A 19,639-nucleotide genomic window follows, 5' to 3' on the forward strand; every position below is an offset into this window, starting at 1 on the left:
CCTCAAAATTTCTCGCCAGCATTAACACCATTTCCATTCGAACCGTGTAAGTGTGCCGAAGCACCGGAATCCAAGGGTATGACGAAACATTCAAATGCCGTCGCAGATCGACGTTTCAACTCAGATATAGCCAGTGCCGCATTTTCGGGAATTCCGGATGCCGCGTTCTATCGTGCGGTAGGCACGGCTGCCGATGTCGGGCTTGTCGTGCAATCCATGGATGGCATCGTTTTGTGGGCGAATGAAATCTACGCCGAAATGATGATGATTCCATTGGATCAGATTATTGGGCAGAACCCGCTGTCCTATGCATTACCGATCAAAGACACGCCAAGTGCGGCTGACATTGCAGCGTTCCGTTACCGCAAAGAACAAAATGCAAAATCGCAGATCGCAATCTTCGAGAACCGGCGCGGCAACGGGGAAAGCTTTTGGGTCGAACTGCACGTCTCTTTCGACACAATCCGCGAATTTGGCGAAGTCGCGATTGTCGTAGCGCGCGACATTAGCGATCACATCACGCGTCAAATGGAACTTACCGCAACATCCAAAAAGCTTTCTCAAATCGCAGCAACCGATAGCCTGACAGGGCTATCCAACCGACTGAATGTGATGCGTCGCATGTCGCAAGCCTTAAGCGATGCGGATGACGGTCAAACGGGCGTCGGCCTTCTTGAAATTGACCTTGATCATTTCAAAACCATTAACGACAGTTTCGGCCATTCAGCTGGGGACAAGATACTCAACGGGATCGCTGATACCTTACGACAGGTGATTACCGACGATGACATCGCCGCGCGGATCGGTGGCGATGAATTCCTTGTTCTCTGCCCCAATGCCCAATCGCTTGATGCGATCGAATTGATCGGCCAGAAAATCATCAAAGCGAATGATGACGGGCGGCATCTAAATGGTGGGTCCCTGCATTGTGGGCTCAGCATCGGCGCAGCCTTCGCCAGTGAAAAAAAGCTAAGCCCTGAAGATTTGCTCAGACGTGCGGATTTCGCCCTGTATGAAGCCAAAAATGGCGGACGCGGACGCGTCGCGACTTACGACAAATCGTTGCATGCCAGACAAGTTGAACAAGCCCGATTGGGTGACGAACTATGTGCGGCTGTCGACAACGACACGATTTCGTTTCAGTTTCAGCCGACCATGGACCTAAAGTCGGGTGTGATCTGCGGCTTTGAAACGCTCGTGCGTTGGCAGAACCCACGACTAGGGCTTATTTCACCCGCCGATTTCTTGCCGCTCGCCAAAAATTTAGGGCTAATGGCCGACATTGACTTTGCAGCCCTTCGTGCGGCCTTGGACCTGAAGGTCAAACTCAACGAAAATGGCCACCCAAATATCAAAATCGGCCTGAATGGTTCAGCCGAATTATTGGGTCATCCTGCTTTCTTCCAAACCATGATGACCGAACTCGCGGACCGAAACCTCGACCCCAAGGACGTCTTGATCGAAGTTCTCGAAACCGTCGTGTTCGACGATATAAGCAAGTCAAATCCGTTGGTGCAAACCGTACAAAAACTTCATGACGCAGGCATCGCGACGCTGCTAGATGACTTCGGAACCGGCCACGCGGGCCTCACGCACTTGGCGACCTTAGCGGTGGACGGTGTTAAGATTGATCGGACGTTAACCAAAAATGTCCTGACCGACCCAACCAGTGCCAAAATCATCTCTGTCATGTACGAACTTTGCCGTGATCTTGGTCTGGTCGCAGTCACGGAAGGCATTGAAACGACCGAACAGGCACAGGCCATCGTCGATATGGGTGGTAGCGTGATGCAGGGTTATTGGCTTGCGAAAGCGATGCCCGCGACTGACGTGCTCGATTGGCTCGCAAATCGGACGAATATCGTATCGCAGATCGCACGTTCACCAATTGCCGCCGCCGCCCCACCCCGCTATTGAGGGACAAACTTTTTCTAGCGGAGCGTCCATCATGGCCAGCAATCAATTCGTCTACTTCATGGACGGCGTGTCCAAAACATATCCCGGCGGCAAGAAGGTGTTCGAAAACATTCGCCTCAACTTTCTGCCTGGCGTGAAAATCGGTGTTGTCGGTGTAAACGGCACCGGTAAATCGACCCTGATGCGGATCATGGCCGGTCAGGACAAAGATTTCGCAGGTGAAGCATGGGCTGCCGAAGGCGCGCGCGTCGGTTACCTGCCGCAGGAACCGCATTTGGACGAAAACCTGACAGTCCGTGAAAACGTGATGCTGGGTGTTGCCGACAAGAAAGCGATCCTTGATCGCTACAACGAAGTCGCAATGAACTACTCCGAAGAAACCGCCGACGAGATGGCGAAGCTTCAGGATGAGATTGACGCGCTGAACCTCTGGGATCTGGACGCACAAATTGACGTGTCGATGGAGGCGCTGCGCTGCCCGCCAGATGACGCCGACGTTACGACGCTTTCGGGCGGTGAACGTCGTCGCGTGGCGCTGTGTAAGCTGTTGCTTGAAGCACCTGACATGTTGCTGCTCGACGAACCGACCAACCACCTTGACGCCGAAACAATCGCATGGCTGCAGCAGCACCTTATTGATTACAAGGGCACAATCCTGATCGTCACCCACGACCGCTACTTCCTTGACGCGATCACCGGCTGGATTTTGGAACTCGACCGTGGTGCGGGCATCCCGCACGAAGGCAACTATTCCTCGTGGCTCGAAGCCAAAGCCAAGCGTATGGAACGCGAAGCCAAAGACGACAAATCCAAGCAGAAAACGCTGGAACGCGAACTCGAATGGATGCGCCAAGGCGCAAAGGCTCGTCAGGCAAAATCCAAAGCCCGGATCGCGTCCTACAACGAAATGGCGAACCAGTCAGAGCGTGAAAAAGTCGGTCGTGCCCAGATCATTATTCCAAACGGTCCGCGTCTCGGATCCAAAGTGATCGAAGTCACTGATCTGAAAAAGGCGATGGGCGACAAACTGTTGGTGGAAGGACTGTCCTTCGATCTACCACCCGGCGGCATCGTCGGTGTGATCGGGCCAAACGGCGCGGGTAAATCCACGCTGTTCTCCATGCTGACAGGTCAGAACCAGCCGGACGAAGGCACCGTTGAATTCGGCGACACAGTGAAGCTGTCCTATGTGGACCAGTCGCGTGATGCCCTTTCCGAAGACACAACTGTCTGGGAAGAAATCTCCGGTGGTGCCGAAATCATCGAACTCGGCGACGCGTCGATGAATTCCCGCGCTTACTGCTCTGCCTTTAACTTCAAAGGCGGGGATCAGCAAAAGAAAGTTGGCCTGCTGTCTGGTGGTGAACGCAACCGCGTGCACATGGCCAAGCTGTTGAAATCAGGAGGAAACGTTCTTCTACTCGACGAACCGACCAACGATTTGGACGTTGAAACACTGCGGGCTTTGGAAGACGCGCTTGTCGACTTCGCAGGCTGCGCCGTGGTCATTTCCCACGACCGTTTCTTCCTCGACCGGATCTGTACGCATATCTTGGCCTTTGAAGGCGACGCGCATGTGGAATGGTTCCAAGGCGCATTTTCCGATTACGAAGAAGACAAGAAAAAACGCCTCGGCGCCGATGCAATGGAGCCGAAGCGCATGAAACACAAGAAATTCGTACGCTAAACCATGCGAGGTGTCCGGCTTCGGTCGGGCACCTTTACTTTCGTTTGACGAATTCCGTCAAAATGACAATCCGCTGACCTTCGACTTTGCCTTCAATATGGCCCGCGTTATCCGGCACCAGTGAAATATTGCGCACCGCTGTACCACGCTTCGCCGTAAATCCGGCACCTTTCACGGGCAAATCTTTGATCAGCACGACCGTGTCGCCATATTCCAGCACCATGCCGTTGCTGTCTTTGTGGACAACTTGGACCTCACCGACAGCGCGCGCCATCACGTCAGGTTCCATCATCAGGTTTTCGCGGGCCTCAACGGCCCAAACCTCATCGATTCCCCCAAGTTTGCGCCAAACTGCGATTTGGACAGCAGGCACAACAGACCAGACCGCACCCTCAAGGCAGCGCCAATGAACCGAAGGGGCGTCGTCAGATCGGCACGTTTCGCATAAAAGGACGTGATCTTCGTTCGTGATCTCTACACCGCTAAGTTGTTCTGTCGCGCCGCAAAACTCGCAGACCGACCCTGCCCGATCCATCAATTCATCCCAACGCATGCCGCTACTCCTTAGGTGTTTAACCGCCTGTCGCACTGCATTGGCACAAAGGCAACCCGCGATTTTCCTTGCAACTAGGGCGACAAAAGCGCATGTAGATAACGCAGACGTTATTCTATCTCGACCCACTGTTTTCCAAACGGCTACAGTCTTTCGATCTAGCACTGACCACGCCACGCTATCGCAAATCCGCGGATGGCATTGAAAACATGAAGGAAAACACGATGGCTACTGGCACCGTGAAATGGTTCAACACAACTAAAGGCTTCGGCTTTATCGCTCCTGATGGCGGCTCCAAGGACGTATTCGTCCACATCTCCGCTGTTGAGCGTTCCGGCCTGACTGGTCTGCGCGACGATCAGAAAGTTACTTTCGACATCGAAGCTGGCCGTGATGGTCGCGAATCTGCGGTTAATCTCGCACTCGCATAAGCTACGGCTTACGACACAGGGGCGCGCGTCTGCGGGCGCCCCAACCCAGATTTGGCGCAAATCAGCTTATGATTGCATGGCCGATCAAAAACCTCCCAAATTTTCTTGATTTCTGATTTGCCCCGCGTAACATCCACGCGCGTGTTGACCTCATCAATCATTACGCCACTCGGGCCTAATGCTGCGATGAATGCGTCGCGCGCCATTCCGCTGCAATGCCGCGAGCGGGAGCAATAAAGGAAGAACGACATGGCTTCAGGCACTGTCAAATGGTTCAACACAACCAAAGGTTACGGCTTCATCGCGCCAGACGGTGGCGATAAGGATGTTTTTGTACATATTTCAGCGGTCGAACGGTCCGGTCTTACCGGCCTACGCGACGATCAGAAGGTCAATTTTGACATCGAATCCGGCCGTGATGGTCGCGAAAATGCGGTTAATCTGACCGTAGCAGACTAAATCCCACATAGCGCTGGTGGGGGCATTCGCGGATGCCCTTGCCCACAGACGCTACTGCTGCAAGCCTTGCGCAAATGCCAGCACATCTGGCCCCATGGCCGCCACGATCACCCGAACACCTTCGGCGTTGGGATGAATGCCATCGCGCTGCATAAATTCAGCCAACCCGTCCTGCATGCCCGCCGCTGCTTGCAACCCTTGGAAAAAACTGGGGAAAAGGGGGACATCGAATTCGGCAGACAGGTCCGAATACATCGCTTCGAATTCGGTTTTATATTCCAACCCATAATTACTGCCGGCCCGCAGCCCGACCATCATCACATCGACACCTTTTGCCTGTGCGGCTTCCAAGATGCCGCGCAAATTGGCCCTGCTCACTGCCGGATCGATCCCACGCAAATAATCGTTGCCGCCCAGCGTCACAATCATCCCGTCCACATCCGGGGTCAGGGTCCAATCGACCCGCGACAACCCGCCCGCAGTTGTATCCCCTGACACGCCTGCATTTCGTAGATCGACCTGCAGGCCCTGCACTTCCAGCCACGCATCCATCTGTGGGACGAAACCATCGCGCTGCGCCACGCCATACCCCGCCGTCAGGCTATCACCTAAGGCCGCGATGACGATTTCATCCGCCGCCGCGTAACCAGTTGTCAGGACTGTGACGATAGAGAGGTTGCGCAACACCCCAAGTGCCCCATATCCAAAGGAGAAGATTTTGCTAAAGGCTGTGGCCATGACTGATCCCGTACTCTCGCTTTCGAATGTTTCACTGACCTTGATGGGCAACGCCGGTCCTGTCGATATCCTGCACGACATTGTGTTGGATGTTAGCCAAGGGGAAACCGTCGGTCTCGTCGGGCCTAGTGGGTCGGGCAAATCATCGCTCCTTATGGTGATGGGCGGCTTGGAAATGGCATCATCCGGATCGGTTCTGTCGCTTAATCAGGACCTTACCGCAATGAACGAAGACCAGTTGGCCCGCTTTCGTAGGGATCATATGGGGGTGGTCTTTCAATCTTTCCACCTTATCCCGACAATGACTGCGCTTGAAAACGTCGCTACACCGCTGGAACTGGCGGGCGATAAGGATGCGTTTACCAAAGCAGCCGCCGAACTTGCCGCCGTTGGTCTAGCCGACCGCGCCGATCATTACCCCAGCCAAATGTCCGGAGGCGAACAACAGCGTGTCGCACTTGCCCGCGCATCAGCACCGCGCCCGCGTATTCTGCTGGCCGATGAACCCACTGGGAACCTTGATGAAACCAATGGCCGCGCGATTATGGACCTGCTGTTTGATCTGCGTGATCGCCACGGTGCCACATTGATCATGGTCACGCATTCCGCTGATCTTGCTGCGCGATGCGACCGTGTTGTGCGTTTGCGTGATGGCAGGATCGACCCTGCGAAGGCCGCAGCATGAGCATTGCGGTTGCCGCGAAATTTGCACGGCGGGAACTACGGGGCGGCTTGCGCGGCTTTCGCATCTTCCTCGCGTGCCTCGCGTTAGGAGTCGCTGCGATTGCAGCCGTCGGAACCGTCAGGGCGGGCATTCAAGCGGGACTGGACCGCGAAGGTGCAGCACTACTGGGTGGAGACGCAGAGGTCGAACTGACCTACCGTTTCGCGCGTGACGACGAATTGGCGTACCTCAACGATATCGCCGACGTCGTGTCCGAAACCGTGGATTTTCGGTCCATGGCCGTCACTGACACCGAGGACCGCGCACTGACGCAAATCCGCGCTGTCGACGGTGTTTACCCGTTGATTGGGAAAGTGCAGCTGACGCCCGATATGCCGCTTGCCGACGCACTGGCGGACAGTGGTGCTGTCATGGAACGGGTGCTGGTGGACAGGCTCGGCTTGGCCATCGGTGATACCTTCCGCTTGGGCACGCAGGACTTCACCCTACGGGCGGTGCTCACAAAATACCCCGACAACGCGTCCGGCGGTTTCGGGCTTGGGCCACGCACGATTGTCCTGACCGACGCGCTAGCGGGGTCGGGCTTGATCGCAGAAGGTACATTATTTTCAACGCAATACCGACTAGACCTGCCTGACGGTACGGACCTACAAGCTGCAGAGGACCAGACCAAAGTGACGCTGTCTGACGCAGGCCTCAGGTGGCGCGACAGCAGGCGTGGCGCAGGCGGGACAGAACGGTTTGTCGAACAGATCGGATCATTCCTGATCCTGATGGGGCTGGCGGGGCTCGCGGTGGGGGGCGTCGGCGTATCAGCAGCCGTGCAATCCTACCTTGCCGGCAAAACCAATGTGATTGCCACGTTGAAAACGCTTGGGGCGACCAGCCGAACGATCTTTTTGACGTACTTCTTTCAGATTGGCGTTCTCACCATTCTTGGCGTCGCACTTGGCGTCATCATCGGCGGCGCAATCCCAGTTATCTTCGCGCCATTCATCGAAGCACGCCTTCCGATTCCAGCCGAATTTACCTTTGATCCTCGCCCGCTTGGCGAAGCGGCAATCTACGGCGTTTTGGCCGCGTTGATCTTTACACTTTGGCCGCTTGCAAAAACCGAAGACATCCGCGCTGCCACCCTGTTTCGCGATGCTTTCGGCGCTGGGAAGGCCTTGCCCCGTTTGGGATATCTCATCATGACCGCCGTATTGCTTGCCGCACTTGTAGGGCTTGCGATTGTGTTTACGGGCAACGCATTTTTAACGCTCTGGACAACGGGCGGCATCATCGCAGCGCTCGTGATATTGATTGTCGCAGCCGTCATCATCCGCTTCATCGCGCGGCGCCTGCAGCGGCCAACACGCGGCAGACCCGCCCTGCGACTGGCCCTTGGCGCGATCGGATCACGTGGCGGCGAAGCGACGGCCGTCGTTCTGTCGCTGGGGCTGGGCCTTTCTGTACTGGCAAGCGTAGGTCAAATCGACGCGAATTTGCGCAGTTCGTTGTCCGAAGAACTGCCGCAAAACGCGCCGTCCTATTTCTTCGTCGATATCCAACCAGATCAGATCGATGGCTACACCGAACGTCTGGCAAACGACCCTGCCGTCAGCAATATGGAAACCGCGCCGATGTTGCGCGGCGTCATCACCACCATTAACGGACAAGATGCGACCACTTTCGCGGACGGACATTGGGTCGTGCGCGGTGATCGCGGGGTGACTTATGCAAACGCGATGCCAGACGGCACGACAATAACCGAAGGCGCATGGTGGCCGGAAGATTACGACGGGCCGCCGTTGATCAGCTTTGCGGACGAAGAAGCGCGCGAAATGGGGCTGTCGATTGGCGACGGCATGGTGATCAATATCCTGGGCCGCGATATCACCGGCACCATCGCCAGTTTTCGCGATGTCAGCTTCGAAGACGCAGGCATGGGCTTTGTCATAGCGCTCAACCAATCGGCCCTTGCAGGCGCGCCCCACAGTTGGATTTCAACGGTTTACGCCGAAGAAGCGGCCGAGGCGCAGATCCTACGCGATCTTGCCACGGCATACCCCAACATTACAGCAATCCGCATTCGCGATGCCATCGATCAAGTTGTCACCTTGATCAGTGGCATATCTGCGGCAACGCGATACGGCGCTTTGGCAACTTTGTTGACCGGATTTCTGGTTCTCATTGGCGCGGCAGCCGCCGGAGAACGCAACCGCACTTACGAGGCTGCGGTCCTTAAAACGCTCGGTGCGTCCCGCGGTCGCATCCTGACCAGTTTCGCTTTGCGCGCCGCACTGCTGGGATTTGCGGCGGGTGCCGTAGCACTTGGCGCGGGCATCTTGGGCGGATGGGCCGTTTCGACTTTCATCATGGAAACGGATTACGCCATTGTCTGGTCCAACGCATTGCTGATCATCGGGGGTGGCGTCGCCGCGTCGCTTGTTGCGGGGCTGGCCTTTGCAATAAGACCGCTAACAGCACCGCCCGCGCAAATATTAAGAGCCCGCGAATGACCGACCCGACTTTCTTTGGCTACGGAAGCCTCGTGAACCTGAAGACCCACGATTATCGTCAACCGCAGCGCAGAAAAATCGACGGATGGCGGCGCGTTTGGCGCAGCACCAGTTTGCGCGATTTTGCGATTCTGTCGGTGACGCCTGATCACGGCACGACACTTGATGGCATTTGCGCGCAGGTTCCGAACGCCGATTGGGCTGCGCTGGATAATCGTGAATTTGCATATCGTCGCCAGCTTTTGCCGGACCAGACCGCGATTTACGAAGTTCAGGATAACATCATTTATCCAGCAGGCGGCCCCCATCCTATTTTACGCAGCTATCTTGATGTCGTCATTCAAGGATACCTGCGCGAATTCGGGCAGGACGGCGCCGCGAATTTCTTTGCAACAACAGATAATTGGGGGCCGATCAAAGACGATAGAGCCGCCCCCATTTATCCGCGCCATCAGGTATTATCGCCCGATGAAACGCGGTTCGTTGATGACCAGCTTTCAAAACAGGTCAGCGCTTAGACCTTTGGTTTCGTCTGCAGCAGTGGCATCACATCCGCCATTTCTGGCCCACGTTGCAAACCTGTCACGGCTTGGCGCAGCGGCATGAACAACTGTTTGCCCTTACGGCCAGTTGCCTCTTTCACCGCTGTCGTCCATGTGGACCACGTGTCGGCTGCGTAGGGAGGTTCGCCTAACATATCAAAGGCTTGCGCGATAAATTCTTTATCCTCATCCGCGACAAGCGGCGTAGCCCCGTCGCGGAACAACGCCCACCACCCCGGCAGATCGTCCAAGGTCGCGATATTGCCCTTCACGACGTCCCAGAAAGGCGCGGCCAAATTAGCGGGAACACCAGCGGCTTCGATCTCGGCTGCAACTGCCGTATGATCCAAGGTCGCCAGATACCGCGCCGTTAGCGGTTTCAGGTCCTCTGCGTCGAATTTCGTCGGTGCTGATCCGAACTTGGAAATGTCGAAACCTTCAACGATTTCGCCAATGTTCGCGCGCAGCTCTACCGGATCGGATGACCCCAAACGCGCCATCAGCGACAAGATCGCCATCGGCGCAATTCCTGCTTCGCGCAAGTCTTTCAGGGCCAATGTGCCCAGCCGTTTCGACAAAGCCTCGCCCTGTGGACCAGTCAACAATGAATGGTGTGAAAACGTTGGAACCGTGCCGCCAAGTGCTTGAATAATCTGGATTTGTGTCGCCGTGTTGGTCACGTGATCGGACCCGCGTACAACGTGGGAAAGGCCCATTTCTGTGTCATCCACAACGGACGCTAATGTGTACAAAATCTGACCGTCGTTCTTGAAAAGAACTGGGTCCGACACCGAAGCCGCATCAATCGAAATGTCACCGATGATGCCGTCCGTCCATTCGATGCGTTCGTGGTCCAGCTTGAACCGCCAATGCGATCCGCGTTCTTCGCGAAGTTTGTTCTTTTCGTCTTCGGACAAGGCCAGCGCCCCGCGATCATAGACCGGCGGCTTGCCCATGTTGAGCTGCTTTTTCCGTTTCAAATCAAGCTCAACTGGCGTTTCAAAGCATTCGTAGAGCCGCCCCATATCGATCAGCCGCTGTTTCGCATCAAGGTAGCGATCCATGCGGGCGGATTGATGTTCAACCCGATCCCATTCGATACCAAGCCAAGTTAGATCGTCTTTAATGCCTTGAATATATTCGTCTTTTGACCGCTCCTGATCCGTGTCGTCGATCCGCAGGATGAAGGTGCCGCCGGCCTTGCGGGCGATGGCGTAGTTGAACAAGGCAGCACGCAGGTTACCGATATGTAGCCAACCAGTGGGCGAAGGGGCGAAACGAGTCGTAGTCATTGGAAATCTCCTGTTAGGGCCATTGACCATGACAAGTCGTGATTGTCCAGTTTAGCTAGGCTTTACGGGCCACCGCGCGCCAAGATCATCTAGCCCTGCTTGAATAATCTCGGCGACGACATCGATATCCACGTCAGCGAGCTTGTTTATATAAAGACAAGCCTTACCCAATTTGTGCTTCCCGAGGCGGTTAAGGATGTGCCCAAAGTCTTGATATCCCGGCATAATATAGAGCGACAGGTTCGCTTTGCGCGGGCTGAATCCAGTCGCGCACATGTCGCCTTCGCGCCCGCTGTCGTAGGTGTAATGATATGCGCCGTAGCCAATAATCGTCGGGCCCCACATGCGCGGTTGCCAGCCTGTGATGTCGCGAAACAAAGCGTCAAGCGTTTCGGCATCGGCCCTGCGTGTCGGGTGATCGATCCCCGCGATGAAGGCGGCGGGCGAGATTTCGGTCGCCTGCGTCTTGTTGTCAGCCATGATGTCCTCCGCTTGAAAACAAGGTTAACAGAGCCGCCCAAAATGACAAAATTGATTGTCACAAGGCGTGCACAACCTGTGCACAAGGCGTGCACTGGCGCGGCGTTAACCTTTTACCTTGCGCAAAACGACAACCGCCGCCCCAAAGATCACCAGCAGAAGGCCAAGGACGGTGATCCAAATTGCAGGGGTAAACGTCTGTGGAGCCAGTCGCCCGATCGCCAAAAGGCAAAACGAACACACCACGCAAAACGCGACGACCAAAGCCGCCACGCCGCGCTTTGTTTGGTTCGTCAACTTTGGTCTCGGAAACCGTTGACGATTGGGTAACGACGATCCAGCCAGAAGGCGCGGTTCGACAGACGTGTGCCCGGCGCGGATTGGAATCGCTTGTATTCGGAAATGTAGAGCAGGTGTTCGACGCGCTTCACGGTTTCGCGTTCGTAACCTGCGGCCACGCAATCGGCGACGGACCGTTCTTCGTCCACGAGCATTTTCAGGATGCCATCGAGGATGTCATAGGGCGGCAAGCTGTCGTCGTCGCGTTGATCAGGGCGCAGTTCGGCTGACGGCGGTTTGTCAATGATCGAGACGGGAATCATTTCGCCTGCCGGCGCTTTCATCCAAGGGCGGTGGTTGGCATTGCGCCAGCGACAGGCATCGAAAACCCGCGTCTTGTACATGTCTTTGATCGGGTTGTAGCCGCCGTTCATGTCGCCGTAGATCGTGGCGTAGCCGACGGCGACCTCGGACTTATTGCCCGTCGTCAGCAGCATTTCACCGAATTTGTTGGACTGCGCCATGAGAAGAACGCCGCGCAAACGGGATTGAATGTTCTCTTCTGTCAGGTCTTCGTCGCGGCCCGCGAATAGCGGCGCGAGCGCGTCTGTCACGGCCGCGCGTGGCCCTGCGATGGACACGGTGTCGTAATTGCAGCCTAGCGCATCGACCACGCCTTGCGCGTCATCGAGCGACGATTGCGAGGTGTATTCGGATGGCAACATGACGCCGCGCACGTTTTCGGGACCCAGCGCATCGGCGGCGATGACCGCAACAATTGCACTGTCGATACCACCTGACAGGCCCAACAGGACCTTTTTGAAACCGGTTTTGCCGCAATAATCACGCAGGCTTTCGACCATTGCGCGATAATCTTGTTCCAAATCGTCGGGGAAAATTGCTTTTTCGCCAGCGATGGCTTCCCAGCCGTCATCGGTTTGATTGAAATCAACGTGCGCCAAAACTTCATCGAATAATGGCAATTGCACGGCCAGTTTCCCGCCCTTGTTTAGGACAAATGATCCACCGTCAAAGACCTGATCGTCCTGGCCGCCGACCATGTTGACGTAGACAAGTGGCACTTCGTTTTCGATCACGCGGGCCACCATTTTGGACATGCGCACGTCGAATTTTTCACGGCGGAATGGGGACCCGTTTGGCACCACAAGGATTTCAGCGCCGCTTTCGACCATGGCTTCGGCGACGTCTTCGTACCATGCGTCTTCGCAGATCGGGCTGCCGATGCGTGGACCATTCGGGATTGCGTATGGGCCTTGGATCGGGCCGCGCCGGAACTGCCGTACTTCGTCGAAGACATTGTAATTAGGCAAGAAATGCTTGAGCTGACGCGCGACAATCTTACCGCCCCGACAGATGTAATAGGCATTATAAAGCCGATCATCGGTGAAATATGGCCCACCGATCCCGATGGTTGGCCCGTCTGCGCATTCAGCGGCGAGCGCTTCAATCGCGGCTTCGGCGGCTTGATGGAAAACCGGTTTCATCACCAGATCCTGCGTCGAATATCCGGTGATGAACATCTCAGGCAATGCGACCATATCCGCGCCTGCGTCCTTGGCTGCGTCCCATGCTTTACGGGCTTTCGCCGCGTTTCCGGCAAGGTCGCCAACGGTTGGGTTCAACTGAGCCATGGTCAGGCGGAATGTCGTCGTCATCGTGCATTTTCCCTTTGGGTCTTGCCCCCGATGTAGCAGAATGTCGGCCTAAGGGAAGGTGATAACAGGTCACAAGGATGCCGCATCCGCTTCTCACAAATGACATGTGATTGATTAATGATTGTTCGATTGCGTTAAGTTGGTTTAACTTTGCGTAAAATAAAGAGCACGAGACAGGAAACGAATATGACATTCGGATGGCCTAAAGGCACAGCAATCGCACTGACACTTGGGATGGGGGTCGCCCTTTCCGGCGTGGCACATGCGCAAACCCAAACCAAGCAATACGACGATGGCGGCGTTTACGAAGGCGAGTTTCGTGACGGCAAACAGCACGGCCAAGGCACCTATCGGTTGCCCAACGGCTACGAATACTCTGGCGAATGGGTAGATGGCGAAATCCGTGGAACGGGTACTGCGACCTTCCCGAACGGGTCTATCTACGAAGGTACCTTTGCAAGCGGTAAGCCCGAAGGCACTGGCAAGATTACATTTGCCGATGGCGGCACCTATGAAGGTGACTGGACCGACGGCAATATCACGGGCCAAGGCGTTGCGAATTACGCGAATGGCGTGATCTACGAAGGCGAATTCCGCAACGCGCAGCACCACGGTGTTGGCACGATGCGCAGCCCGAACGGTTATATCTACGAAGGTCCTTGGATCAACGGCGTGAAAGAAGGTGTAGGTAAAGTGACCTACCCTGATGGCGCCATTTACGAAGGCAACCTGAAAGCAGGCGAACGCGACGGTGAAGGTACGCTGACAGCGGCTGATGGCCTGATCTATGCAGGCACATGGGTTGATGGTCAGATCGAAGGGTCTGGTAAACTGACGCAGCCGAATGGCGATGTTTACGAAGGCACGCTCGTCGCGGGTCGTCGTCAGGGTGAAGGCAAAGTGACCTACGCCAATGGCGACGTGTACGAAGGCGGCTTTGTTGATGACAAACGCAGCGGCACCGGCACGTTCACAGATACGCGCGGCTATAAATATGTCGGCGATTGGGTCGATGGCCAGAACGAAGGCAATGGTGAAGTCACCTATCCTGACGGGTCTGTCTATACTGGCACGTTCTCGGCTGATCTGGCTGATGGGACTGGCAAGATCGTTTATCCGGACGGGTCATCCTACGAAGGTGACTGGCAGAACGGTGTGATCAACGGCACGGGCGTTGCGATTTTTGAGAACGGCCTTGTTTATGAAGGTGAATTCCTGAACGCGAAGAACCACGGGATGGGCAAGATGACCTACCCTGACGGCTATGTTTACGAAGGTGAATGGGTCGAAGGTCAGCGCAACGGTCAAGGCACTGCCACCTATGCAGACGGTACAGTCTACGAGGGTACGTTTGTGGACGGTCAGCGCGACGGTACTGGTACGATCACTTTGCCAGACGGTTTCACCTACACAGGTGCGTGGGCTGAAGGCGAAATCAACGGTGAAGGCGTCGCGACTTATGCGAATGGCGACGTTTACGAAGGCCAGTTCGAAAGCGGTCGTCGTCAGGGTGTCGGCACAATGCGTTATGCATCAGGTCAGGAAATCTCTGGCGATTGGGAAGACGGTGCACTGGCACAAGAACCTGAGCTGGAAGAAGCCCCAGCCGCCGAATAATCGGATGACATAAATGAGAAAGGGCAGCCAATTGGCTGCCCTTTTCCGTTTCAGATCAAGCGTTTCCGCGTGTCGGACGGTCGTTTTCGATGTTGAAACGCATACCATCCAACAATTCATCTAGGTCAGGACGCGACGCCGGACCGTTGGAAATATCAACCAACATCAGTTCACCATTTGGGCGAACAGCGAATGTACCCGGTTCGGCAAACAGATCAGTCGTTTCGGCCTCCGACAACGGGTCAGACACATACAGGCCCAGCGCCCGCATCTGATCGACTGTCATCCCGTAGCCAACATCGAAGGTCCAACCGAATCCGTCGACGTCTGCTTGCGCCTTTTCGGCCGTATCAGCGGACACGACCATCACATCCATCAACGCCGTCCAATCAGACAGCATGTCATTGAATTTGTTCAGGTATCTTTTGCAGCGCGGGCAATGTTTGCCACGATAGACAACAAGCATGGACCAGCGATCCCGCGTGCCGCCGAACGTCAGCTGTCCGCCGCCAAGTTTCGCAAATGTCATTTCCGGCACGGCAACGCCAACGGCGGGTTTTGAATGAGTCATTGAATTTCCTTAAACAGATCAGACCTAAACCTTATCACCTGCGTCAAGACGACCCAACCATGCATCCGCCTCTGCAATGATCACATCCCGTTTACCCTGATCCATGCGGTTCCACGTGGCGTACATTTGCCCCATCCGCGGATTGTTCGAAAAGTGATCTTTGTGTCGATCCAAGAAATGCCAGTACAGCAGATTGAAGGGACAGGCATCTTTGCCGGTTTTTTCCTTCACCTTATAGCCGCATGATTTGCAGTAATCGGACATTTTCGCGATGTAGTTGCCGCTAGAGACATAGGGTTTTGATGCAATGATACCGCCGTCGGCAAACTGGCTCATCCCGATTGTGTTCGGGGCTTCGACCCATTCGAACGCGTCAGCGTAAACTGCGAGATACCATTCGTGGACCTGCTGAGGTTCGATTCCTGCAAGAAGCGCAAAGTTTCCAGTGACCATGAGACGCTGGATATGGTGGGCGTAGGCCTCTTCTTTAGTTTGGGCGATCGCTTGCGACATGCATTTCATTTTCGTGTCGGCCCCCCAATACATCGCGGGTAGATCACGGTCGTGATTCAGGATGTTGCGTGCCGTATAGTCAGGGCCTTCCAGAAAATAGATGCCCCGCACGTATTCCCGCCAGCCGATGATTTGGCGAATGAAACCTTCGACCGCATTCAGCGGCGCATCGCCCTTTTTGTATGCTTCTTCAACGGCCTGACAAACTTCAAGCGGGTTCAGGAGGCCAGCATTGATGTAGAGGCCCACAATCGCGTGGTACATAAACCGCTGGTCCGTCACCATCGCGTCTTGGAAATCACCGAATTGCGGCAGGCCGTTTTTGATCCAATGCGTCAGGTGACGGCGCGCCTGCCCCTGATCCGTCGCGAACCAAAAGGGGTGCAAATCACCAAAATTGTCGCCGAACCGGTCAGCGACTAAAGTCAGAACATCTTCAACGATTTCATCGGGTTGAAAATGCATTGGCCCGTTGAAATCAATGCTGTCTGGCGCGGCTTTTCTGTTGTCGTGGTCATAGTTCCACTTGCCGCCCTCAGGGTCGTCGCCATTCATCAACAGACCCGTTTTCCGGCGCATGTCGCGGTAGAAATATTCCATCCGCAATTGTTTGCGTCCACCCGCCCACGTTTCAAAATCGCGATGTGACGCGATGAACCGATCATCTGGAAGGCTGTGGGTTTTCAACGGCATATCAGCCAAAGCTGAGATCAATCGCCATTCACCCGGTTCGGTGTAGACGACCCCCGTCGCGTCGTGTTCGGATGCGCGCCGGATCAGTTCACCAGTGATCGATCCGGTTGTGTCGGGATCATCCAGCTTTGTGTAACACACCGTCCAGCCATCATCGCGCAGGCGGTTCGCGAATTTGCGCATCGCCGCAAAGATAAACGCGATTTTCTTGGGGTGGTGCGAGACATATGTCGCTTCATCCATGACCTCTGCCATGACGACAATGTCGCGGGATTTGTCGGTCTTGCGCAGCGCGGATAGGTCATCCGACAGTTGGTCGCCGAGGACTAGAACCAGTCTTACCATGGAATTTCCTGCCCTGCATAATCGAAGAACCCGCCGGATTGCGAAACATCTAGTGCATTGATGACATTGACCAAAGATGCCGCCGCGTCTGGTGCGGGGGTGGTTTTGTGCCGGCCTGCGTATTTCGCGGTGAACGGCGTTTCGACGGTCCCGGGGTGGAGCGCGACGCAAATGGATTGCTTGTGAGACCGTCCCAATTCGATGGCCGCCCCGTGTACGATCTGGTTCAACGCAGCCTTGGACACCCGATATGAATGCCACCCGCCGATACGGTTATCGCCGATTGATCCGACCCGCGCCGACAAGGTGGCAACCACGCTGCGTCGGTCTTTTGGGATCAATCGCGGCACATGTTTCAGGATCAACGCAGGCCCAACGGCGTTGACCGCATAGGTTTCGTGCATCGCCTCTGCCGAAATCGCGGAAAGCGATTTTTCCGGGGAGTGGGATTTGCCGGAGAGGATGCCGATGGCGGTAAAGATCAAATCGAACTGATCGGTGATTTGTCCGAGAACATTATCCACCGTTTCAGGGCGCGTGACGTCCAAACCGTCCGCCCGTGACAGTCCCGTGACGGCGACACCCTGCCCTGCCAATTCCGCGGCAACTGCGCGGCCGATGCCGCCCGAAGCGCCGATGATCAATGCATTTTTCATACCCTACAGCTAGAACCAGATGCAGGCAGGTCCAGCGGTCTGCTGCCGGATTTTCGCGGAAACATTTCAAAAAACACTTTTCATTCATATCCGCTGTTGTATGTTCGCCCTATGGATAGAACCGCACATATTATTTCTCGCGCGCCGATGCCGCGTTTGGCGTGCGCCGTTCTCCTACTTAGCTGCCTCTGAGCGTGCCATCCGGCGCGACCGCTCAGGGGTGACCAGCGCCAAGATACGCAAGCTAAGGAATTCACATGATACTGCCAATGACACGCCGGGCCCCTGCCCGCACTTTGACGTCGCGCTGCCAACAGGTTAACGCGACACCAACCCGCATTTTCCCAATTTCAAGCAAGGGCACAAAACGATGACCAAAGATAAAGTCCTGATCTTCGACACGACACTGCGCGACGGCGAACAATCACCCGGTGCGACAATGACCCATGCTGAGAAGTTGGAAATCGCTGAACTGCTGGACGAGATGGGCGTCGATATTATCGAAGCCGGTTTCCCGATCGCATCTGAGGGTGATTTTAACGCCGTGTCCGAAATTGCACGGCTTGCGAAACGGTCCACGATCTGTGGGCTGGCCCGTGCCAACTACAAAGACATCGACCGTTGCTGGGAGGCGGTGAAGCACGCGAAATCGCCGCGTATTCATACGTTTATCGGTACATCCCCGCTTCACCGCGCGATTCCGAACCTGAACAAGGACGAAATGGCCGAGCGGATTCACGACACGGTCACGCATGCGCGGAACCTGTGTGATAATGTGCAATGGTCGCCGATGGATGCCACACGGACGGAAGAAGATTACCTGTGCCGGACGGTTGAAATTGCGATCAAGGCCGGTGCCACGACGATCAACGTACCTGACACCGTGGGCTACACCGCGCCTGTTGAGTCCGCTGATTTGATCCGGATGTTGATCAATAAAGTTCCCGGCGCCGACGAGGTGATTTTCGCCACGCATTGCCACAACGACCTCGGCATGGCGACCGCGAATTCGCTGGCTGCTGTCGAAGGTGGCGCGCGTCAGATTGAATGTACAATCAACGGCTTGGGCGAACGTGCTGGTAATACCGCACTTGAAGAAGTTGTCATGGCGCTGAAGATTCGCGGCGACATCATGCCGTTCGAAACGGGCATCGATACGCGAAAGATCATGCATATTTCACGGCGTGTTGCGACGGTTTCAGGCTTTGCTGTGCAGCACAACAAAGCGATCGTTGGTAAGAACGCGTTTGCGCATGAAAGCGGTATCCACCAAGACGGGATGCTGAAGAACGCAGAGACGTTCGAAATTATGCGTCCTGAGGATGTGGGTCTGTCCGGCACGTCGCTGCCGCTGGGTAAACATTCGGGTCGTGCCGCGCTGCGCGCGAAGCTGGCCGAACTGGGCTACGATGTTGCAGATAATGAACTGAAGGACCTGTTTGTGCGGTTTAAGGACCTCGCAGATCGGAAAAAGGAAGTTTTCGACGACGACCTGATTGCGCTGATCCAGCAGAATGATGCTGTTGAAGATCGTCTGAAGCTGAAATCCTTGCGCGTTGTATGCGGTACCGACGGTCCACAAGAAGCCAAGATGGCGCTTGAGATTGATGGCGACGTGAAAGAGATAACGGCGACGGGCGATGGCCCTGTTGATGCGACGTTTAATGCGGTCAAAGGCTTGTTTGAACACTCTGCTCGCCTACAGCTTTATCAGGTGAATGCGGTGACCGAAGGCACCGATGCGCAAGCGACTGTATCGGTCCGCATGGAAGAAGAAGGCCGCATCGCGACGGGTACGTCTGCGGATACCGACACTGTCGTCGCTAGTGCAAAGGCCTACATTAACGCGCTGAACCGCCTCATTGTGAAGCGGGAAAAATCAGCACCTGGTGAAGACATCAAAGGTGTGAGCTACAAAGATAGTTAACCCCTTGAGAGCGCGGAATCCTTTGGGTTCCGCGCTTCATGACCAATTGACGCGCTGCGGTTGCGAAAATCCTC

General features: G+C 55.5%; 18 protein-coding genes. 9 read left to right on the forward strand and 9 right to left on the reverse strand.

The window, feature by feature from the left end; all coding sequences use genetic code 11:
• The first annotated feature begins 78 nt into the window (after window positions 1-78).
• Entirely contained in the window at window positions 79-1,917 is a 1,839-nt protein-coding gene (locus tag K3729_14730) for an EAL domain-containing protein (protein UWQ98673.1), read from the forward strand.
• A 31-nt stretch (window positions 1,918-1,948) separates the two neighbouring features.
• The gene (gene ettA, locus K3729_14735) at window positions 1,949-3,604 is read left to right on the forward strand and encodes an energy-dependent translational throttle protein EttA (protein ID UWQ98674.1); all 1,656 of its coding nucleotides are present in this window, start codon (window positions 1,949-1,951) and stop codon (window positions 3,602-3,604) included.
• Between the two features lie 34 nt (window positions 3,605-3,638).
• On the opposite strand, the gene K3729_14740 is transcribed toward ettA, so the two are convergent.
• Window positions 3,639-4,157, reverse strand: a complete 519-nt coding sequence (locus K3729_14740) for a PhnA domain-containing protein (protein UWQ98675.1) — start codon at window positions 4,155-4,157, stop codon at window positions 3,639-3,641.
• 224 nt (window positions 4,158-4,381) lie between these two features.
• Here K3729_14740 and K3729_14745 point away from each other — a divergent pair, with 224 nt between their 5' ends.
• Window positions 4,382-4,588 (forward strand): cold-shock protein, encoded by a 207-nt coding sequence (locus K3729_14745; protein UWQ98676.1) that lies wholly within the window; start codon window positions 4,382-4,384, stop codon window positions 4,586-4,588.
• Between the two features lie 249 nt (window positions 4,589-4,837).
• Window positions 4,838-5,047 (forward strand): cold-shock protein, encoded by a 210-nt coding sequence (locus tag K3729_14750; protein UWQ98677.1) that lies wholly within the window; start codon window positions 4,838-4,840, stop codon window positions 5,045-5,047.
• A gap of 51 nt (window positions 5,048-5,098) precedes the next feature.
• Here the strand turns inward: K3729_14750 and K3729_14755 are convergent, their stop codons facing one another.
• Complete coding sequence (locus K3729_14755) at window positions 5,099-5,785, reverse strand: arylesterase (GenBank protein ID UWQ98678.1); 687 nt, start codon at window positions 5,783-5,785, stop codon at window positions 5,099-5,101.
• Between K3729_14755 and K3729_14760 the strand changes: the two genes are divergently transcribed.
• From K3729_14760 to K3729_14770, 3 genes are read left to right on the forward strand one after another with little or no spacing between them, the layout of a single operon-like run.
• Window positions 5,784-6,470 carry an ABC transporter ATP-binding protein gene (locus tag K3729_14760; protein UWQ98679.1) on the forward strand — a complete coding sequence of 229 codons (687 nt, stop codon included), beginning with the start codon at window positions 5,784-5,786 and terminating at the stop codon, window positions 6,468-6,470. The two genes, K3729_14755 and K3729_14760, sit on opposite strands and share 2 nt — an antisense overlap.
• Complete coding sequence (locus K3729_14765) at window positions 6,467-8,974, forward strand: FtsX-like permease family protein (GenBank protein ID UWQ98680.1); 2,508 nt, start codon at window positions 6,467-6,469, stop codon at window positions 8,972-8,974. The genes K3729_14760 and K3729_14765 overlap by 4 nt, the downstream gene beginning before the upstream one ends.
• The gene (locus K3729_14770) at window positions 8,971-9,492 is read left to right on the forward strand and encodes a gamma-glutamylcyclotransferase (protein UWQ98681.1); all 522 of its coding nucleotides are present in this window, start codon (window positions 8,971-8,973) and stop codon (window positions 9,490-9,492) included. The genes K3729_14765 and K3729_14770 overlap by 4 nt, the downstream gene beginning before the upstream one ends.
• Here K3729_14770 and gltX read toward each other — a convergent pair.
• The 4 genes from gltX to K3729_14790 all read right to left on the reverse strand — a co-directional run bounded on the left by gltX (window position 9,489) and on the right by K3729_14790 (window position 13,243).
• On the reverse strand, window positions 9,489-10,808 hold the full coding sequence (gene gltX / locus K3729_14775) for a glutamate--tRNA ligase (GenBank protein UWQ98682.1): 1,320 nt from the start codon (window positions 10,806-10,808) through the stop codon (window positions 9,489-9,491). The genes K3729_14770 and gltX overlap by 4 nt on opposite strands.
• A gap of 51 nt (window positions 10,809-10,859) precedes the next feature.
• Entirely contained in the window at window positions 10,860-11,288 is a 429-nt protein-coding gene (locus tag K3729_14780) for a DUF1801 domain-containing protein (protein UWQ98683.1), read from the reverse strand.
• A gap of 105 nt (window positions 11,289-11,393) precedes the next feature.
• On the reverse strand, window positions 11,394-11,585 hold the full coding sequence (locus K3729_14785) for a hypothetical protein (protein ID UWQ98684.1): 192 nt from the start codon (window positions 11,583-11,585) through the stop codon (window positions 11,394-11,396).
• Window positions 11,582-13,243 carry an NAD+ synthase gene (locus tag K3729_14790; protein ID UWQ98685.1) on the reverse strand — a complete coding sequence of 554 codons (1,662 nt, stop codon included), beginning with the start codon at window positions 13,241-13,243 and terminating at the stop codon, window positions 11,582-11,584. The genes K3729_14785 and K3729_14790 overlap by 4 nt, the downstream gene beginning before the upstream one ends.
• A gap of 186 nt (window positions 13,244-13,429) precedes the next feature.
• Between K3729_14790 and K3729_14795 the strand changes: the two genes are divergently transcribed.
• A complete protein-coding gene (locus tag K3729_14795; protein ID UWQ98686.1) occupies window positions 13,430-14,860 on the forward strand; it encodes a 2-isopropylmalate synthase in 1,431 nt (476 codons plus the stop codon).
• A 55-nt stretch (window positions 14,861-14,915) separates the two neighbouring features.
• Here the strand turns inward: K3729_14795 and K3729_14800 are convergent, their stop codons facing one another.
• From K3729_14800 to K3729_14810, 3 genes are read right to left on the reverse strand one after another with little or no spacing between them, the layout of a single operon-like run.
• Entirely contained in the window at window positions 14,916-15,431 is a 516-nt protein-coding gene (locus tag K3729_14800; protein ID UWQ98687.1) for a redoxin domain-containing protein, read from the reverse strand.
• A 24-nt stretch (window positions 15,432-15,455) separates the two neighbouring features.
• Window positions 15,456-16,982 (reverse strand): cryptochrome/photolyase family protein, encoded by a 1,527-nt coding sequence (locus K3729_14805; protein UWQ98688.1) that lies wholly within the window; start codon window positions 16,980-16,982, stop codon window positions 15,456-15,458.
• The gene (locus tag K3729_14810) at window positions 16,976-17,638 is read right to left on the reverse strand and encodes an SDR family oxidoreductase (GenBank protein ID UWQ98689.1); all 663 of its coding nucleotides are present in this window, start codon (window positions 17,636-17,638) and stop codon (window positions 16,976-16,978) included. Before K3729_14810 ends, K3729_14805 begins: the two co-directional genes overlap by 7 nt.
• A gap of 370 nt (window positions 17,639-18,008) precedes the next feature.
• On the opposite strand from K3729_14810, the gene K3729_14815 reads away from it, so the two are divergent.
• Complete coding sequence (locus K3729_14815) at window positions 18,009-19,565, forward strand: 2-isopropylmalate synthase (protein UWQ98690.1); 1,557 nt, start codon at window positions 18,009-18,011, stop codon at window positions 19,563-19,565.
• Window positions 19,566-19,639 lie beyond the last annotated feature (74 nt).

Source organism: Rhodobacteraceae bacterium S2214, from assembly GCA_025141675.1.
In the GTDB taxonomy this organism is placed as follows: Bacteria; Pseudomonadota; Alphaproteobacteria; order Rhodobacterales; family Rhodobacteraceae; genus Yoonia.

Bases quoted from the DNA above. Each gene is read 5' to 3' on its own strand.
- K3729_14740 (UWQ98675.1), bottom strand. From the start codon at position 4,157: ATGCGTTGGGATGAATTGATGGATCGGGCAGGGTCGGTCTGCGAGTTT.
- K3729_14755 (UWQ98678.1), bottom strand. From the start codon at position 5,785: ATGGCCACAGCCTTTAGCAAAATCTTCTCCTTTGGATATGGGGCACTT.
- K3729_14730 (UWQ98673.1), top strand. From the start codon at position 79: ATGACGAAACATTCAAATGCCGTCGCAGATCGACGTTTCAACTCAGAT.
- K3729_14790 (UWQ98685.1), bottom strand. From the start codon at position 13,243: ATGACGACGACATTCCGCCTGACCATGGCTCAGTTGAACCCAACCGTT.
- K3729_14760 (UWQ98679.1), top strand. From the start codon at position 5,784: ATGACTGATCCCGTACTCTCGCTTTCGAATGTTTCACTGACCTTGATG.
- gltX (UWQ98682.1), bottom strand. From the start codon at position 10,808: ATGACTACGACTCGTTTCGCCCCTTCGCCCACTGGTTGGCTACATATC.
- K3729_14810 (UWQ98689.1), bottom strand. From the start codon at position 17,638: ATGAAAAATGCATTGATCATCGGCGCTTCGGGCGGCATCGGCCGCGCA.
- K3729_14815 (UWQ98690.1), top strand. From the start codon at position 18,009: ATGACCAAAGATAAAGTCCTGATCTTCGACACGACACTGCGCGACGGC.
- K3729_14805 (UWQ98688.1), bottom strand. From the start codon at position 16,982: ATGGTAAGACTGGTTCTAGTCCTCGGCGACCAACTGTCGGATGACCTA.
- K3729_14750 (UWQ98677.1), top strand. From the start codon at position 4,838: ATGGCTTCAGGCACTGTCAAATGGTTCAACACAACCAAAGGTTACGGC.
- K3729_14795 (UWQ98686.1), top strand. From the start codon at position 13,430: ATGACATTCGGATGGCCTAAAGGCACAGCAATCGCACTGACACTTGGG.
- K3729_14800 (UWQ98687.1), bottom strand. From the start codon at position 15,431: ATGACTCATTCAAAACCCGCCGTTGGCGTTGCCGTGCCGGAAATGACA.
- K3729_14780 (UWQ98683.1), bottom strand. From the start codon at position 11,288: ATGGCTGACAACAAGACGCAGGCGACCGAAATCTCGCCCGCCGCCTTC.
- K3729_14770 (UWQ98681.1), top strand. From the start codon at position 8,971: ATGACCGACCCGACTTTCTTTGGCTACGGAAGCCTCGTGAACCTGAAG.
- K3729_14765 (UWQ98680.1), top strand. From the start codon at position 6,467: ATGAGCATTGCGGTTGCCGCGAAATTTGCACGGCGGGAACTACGGGGC.
- ettA (UWQ98674.1), top strand. From the start codon at position 1,949: ATGGCCAGCAATCAATTCGTCTACTTCATGGACGGCGTGTCCAAAACA.
- K3729_14745 (UWQ98676.1), top strand. From the start codon at position 4,382: ATGGCTACTGGCACCGTGAAATGGTTCAACACAACTAAAGGCTTCGGC.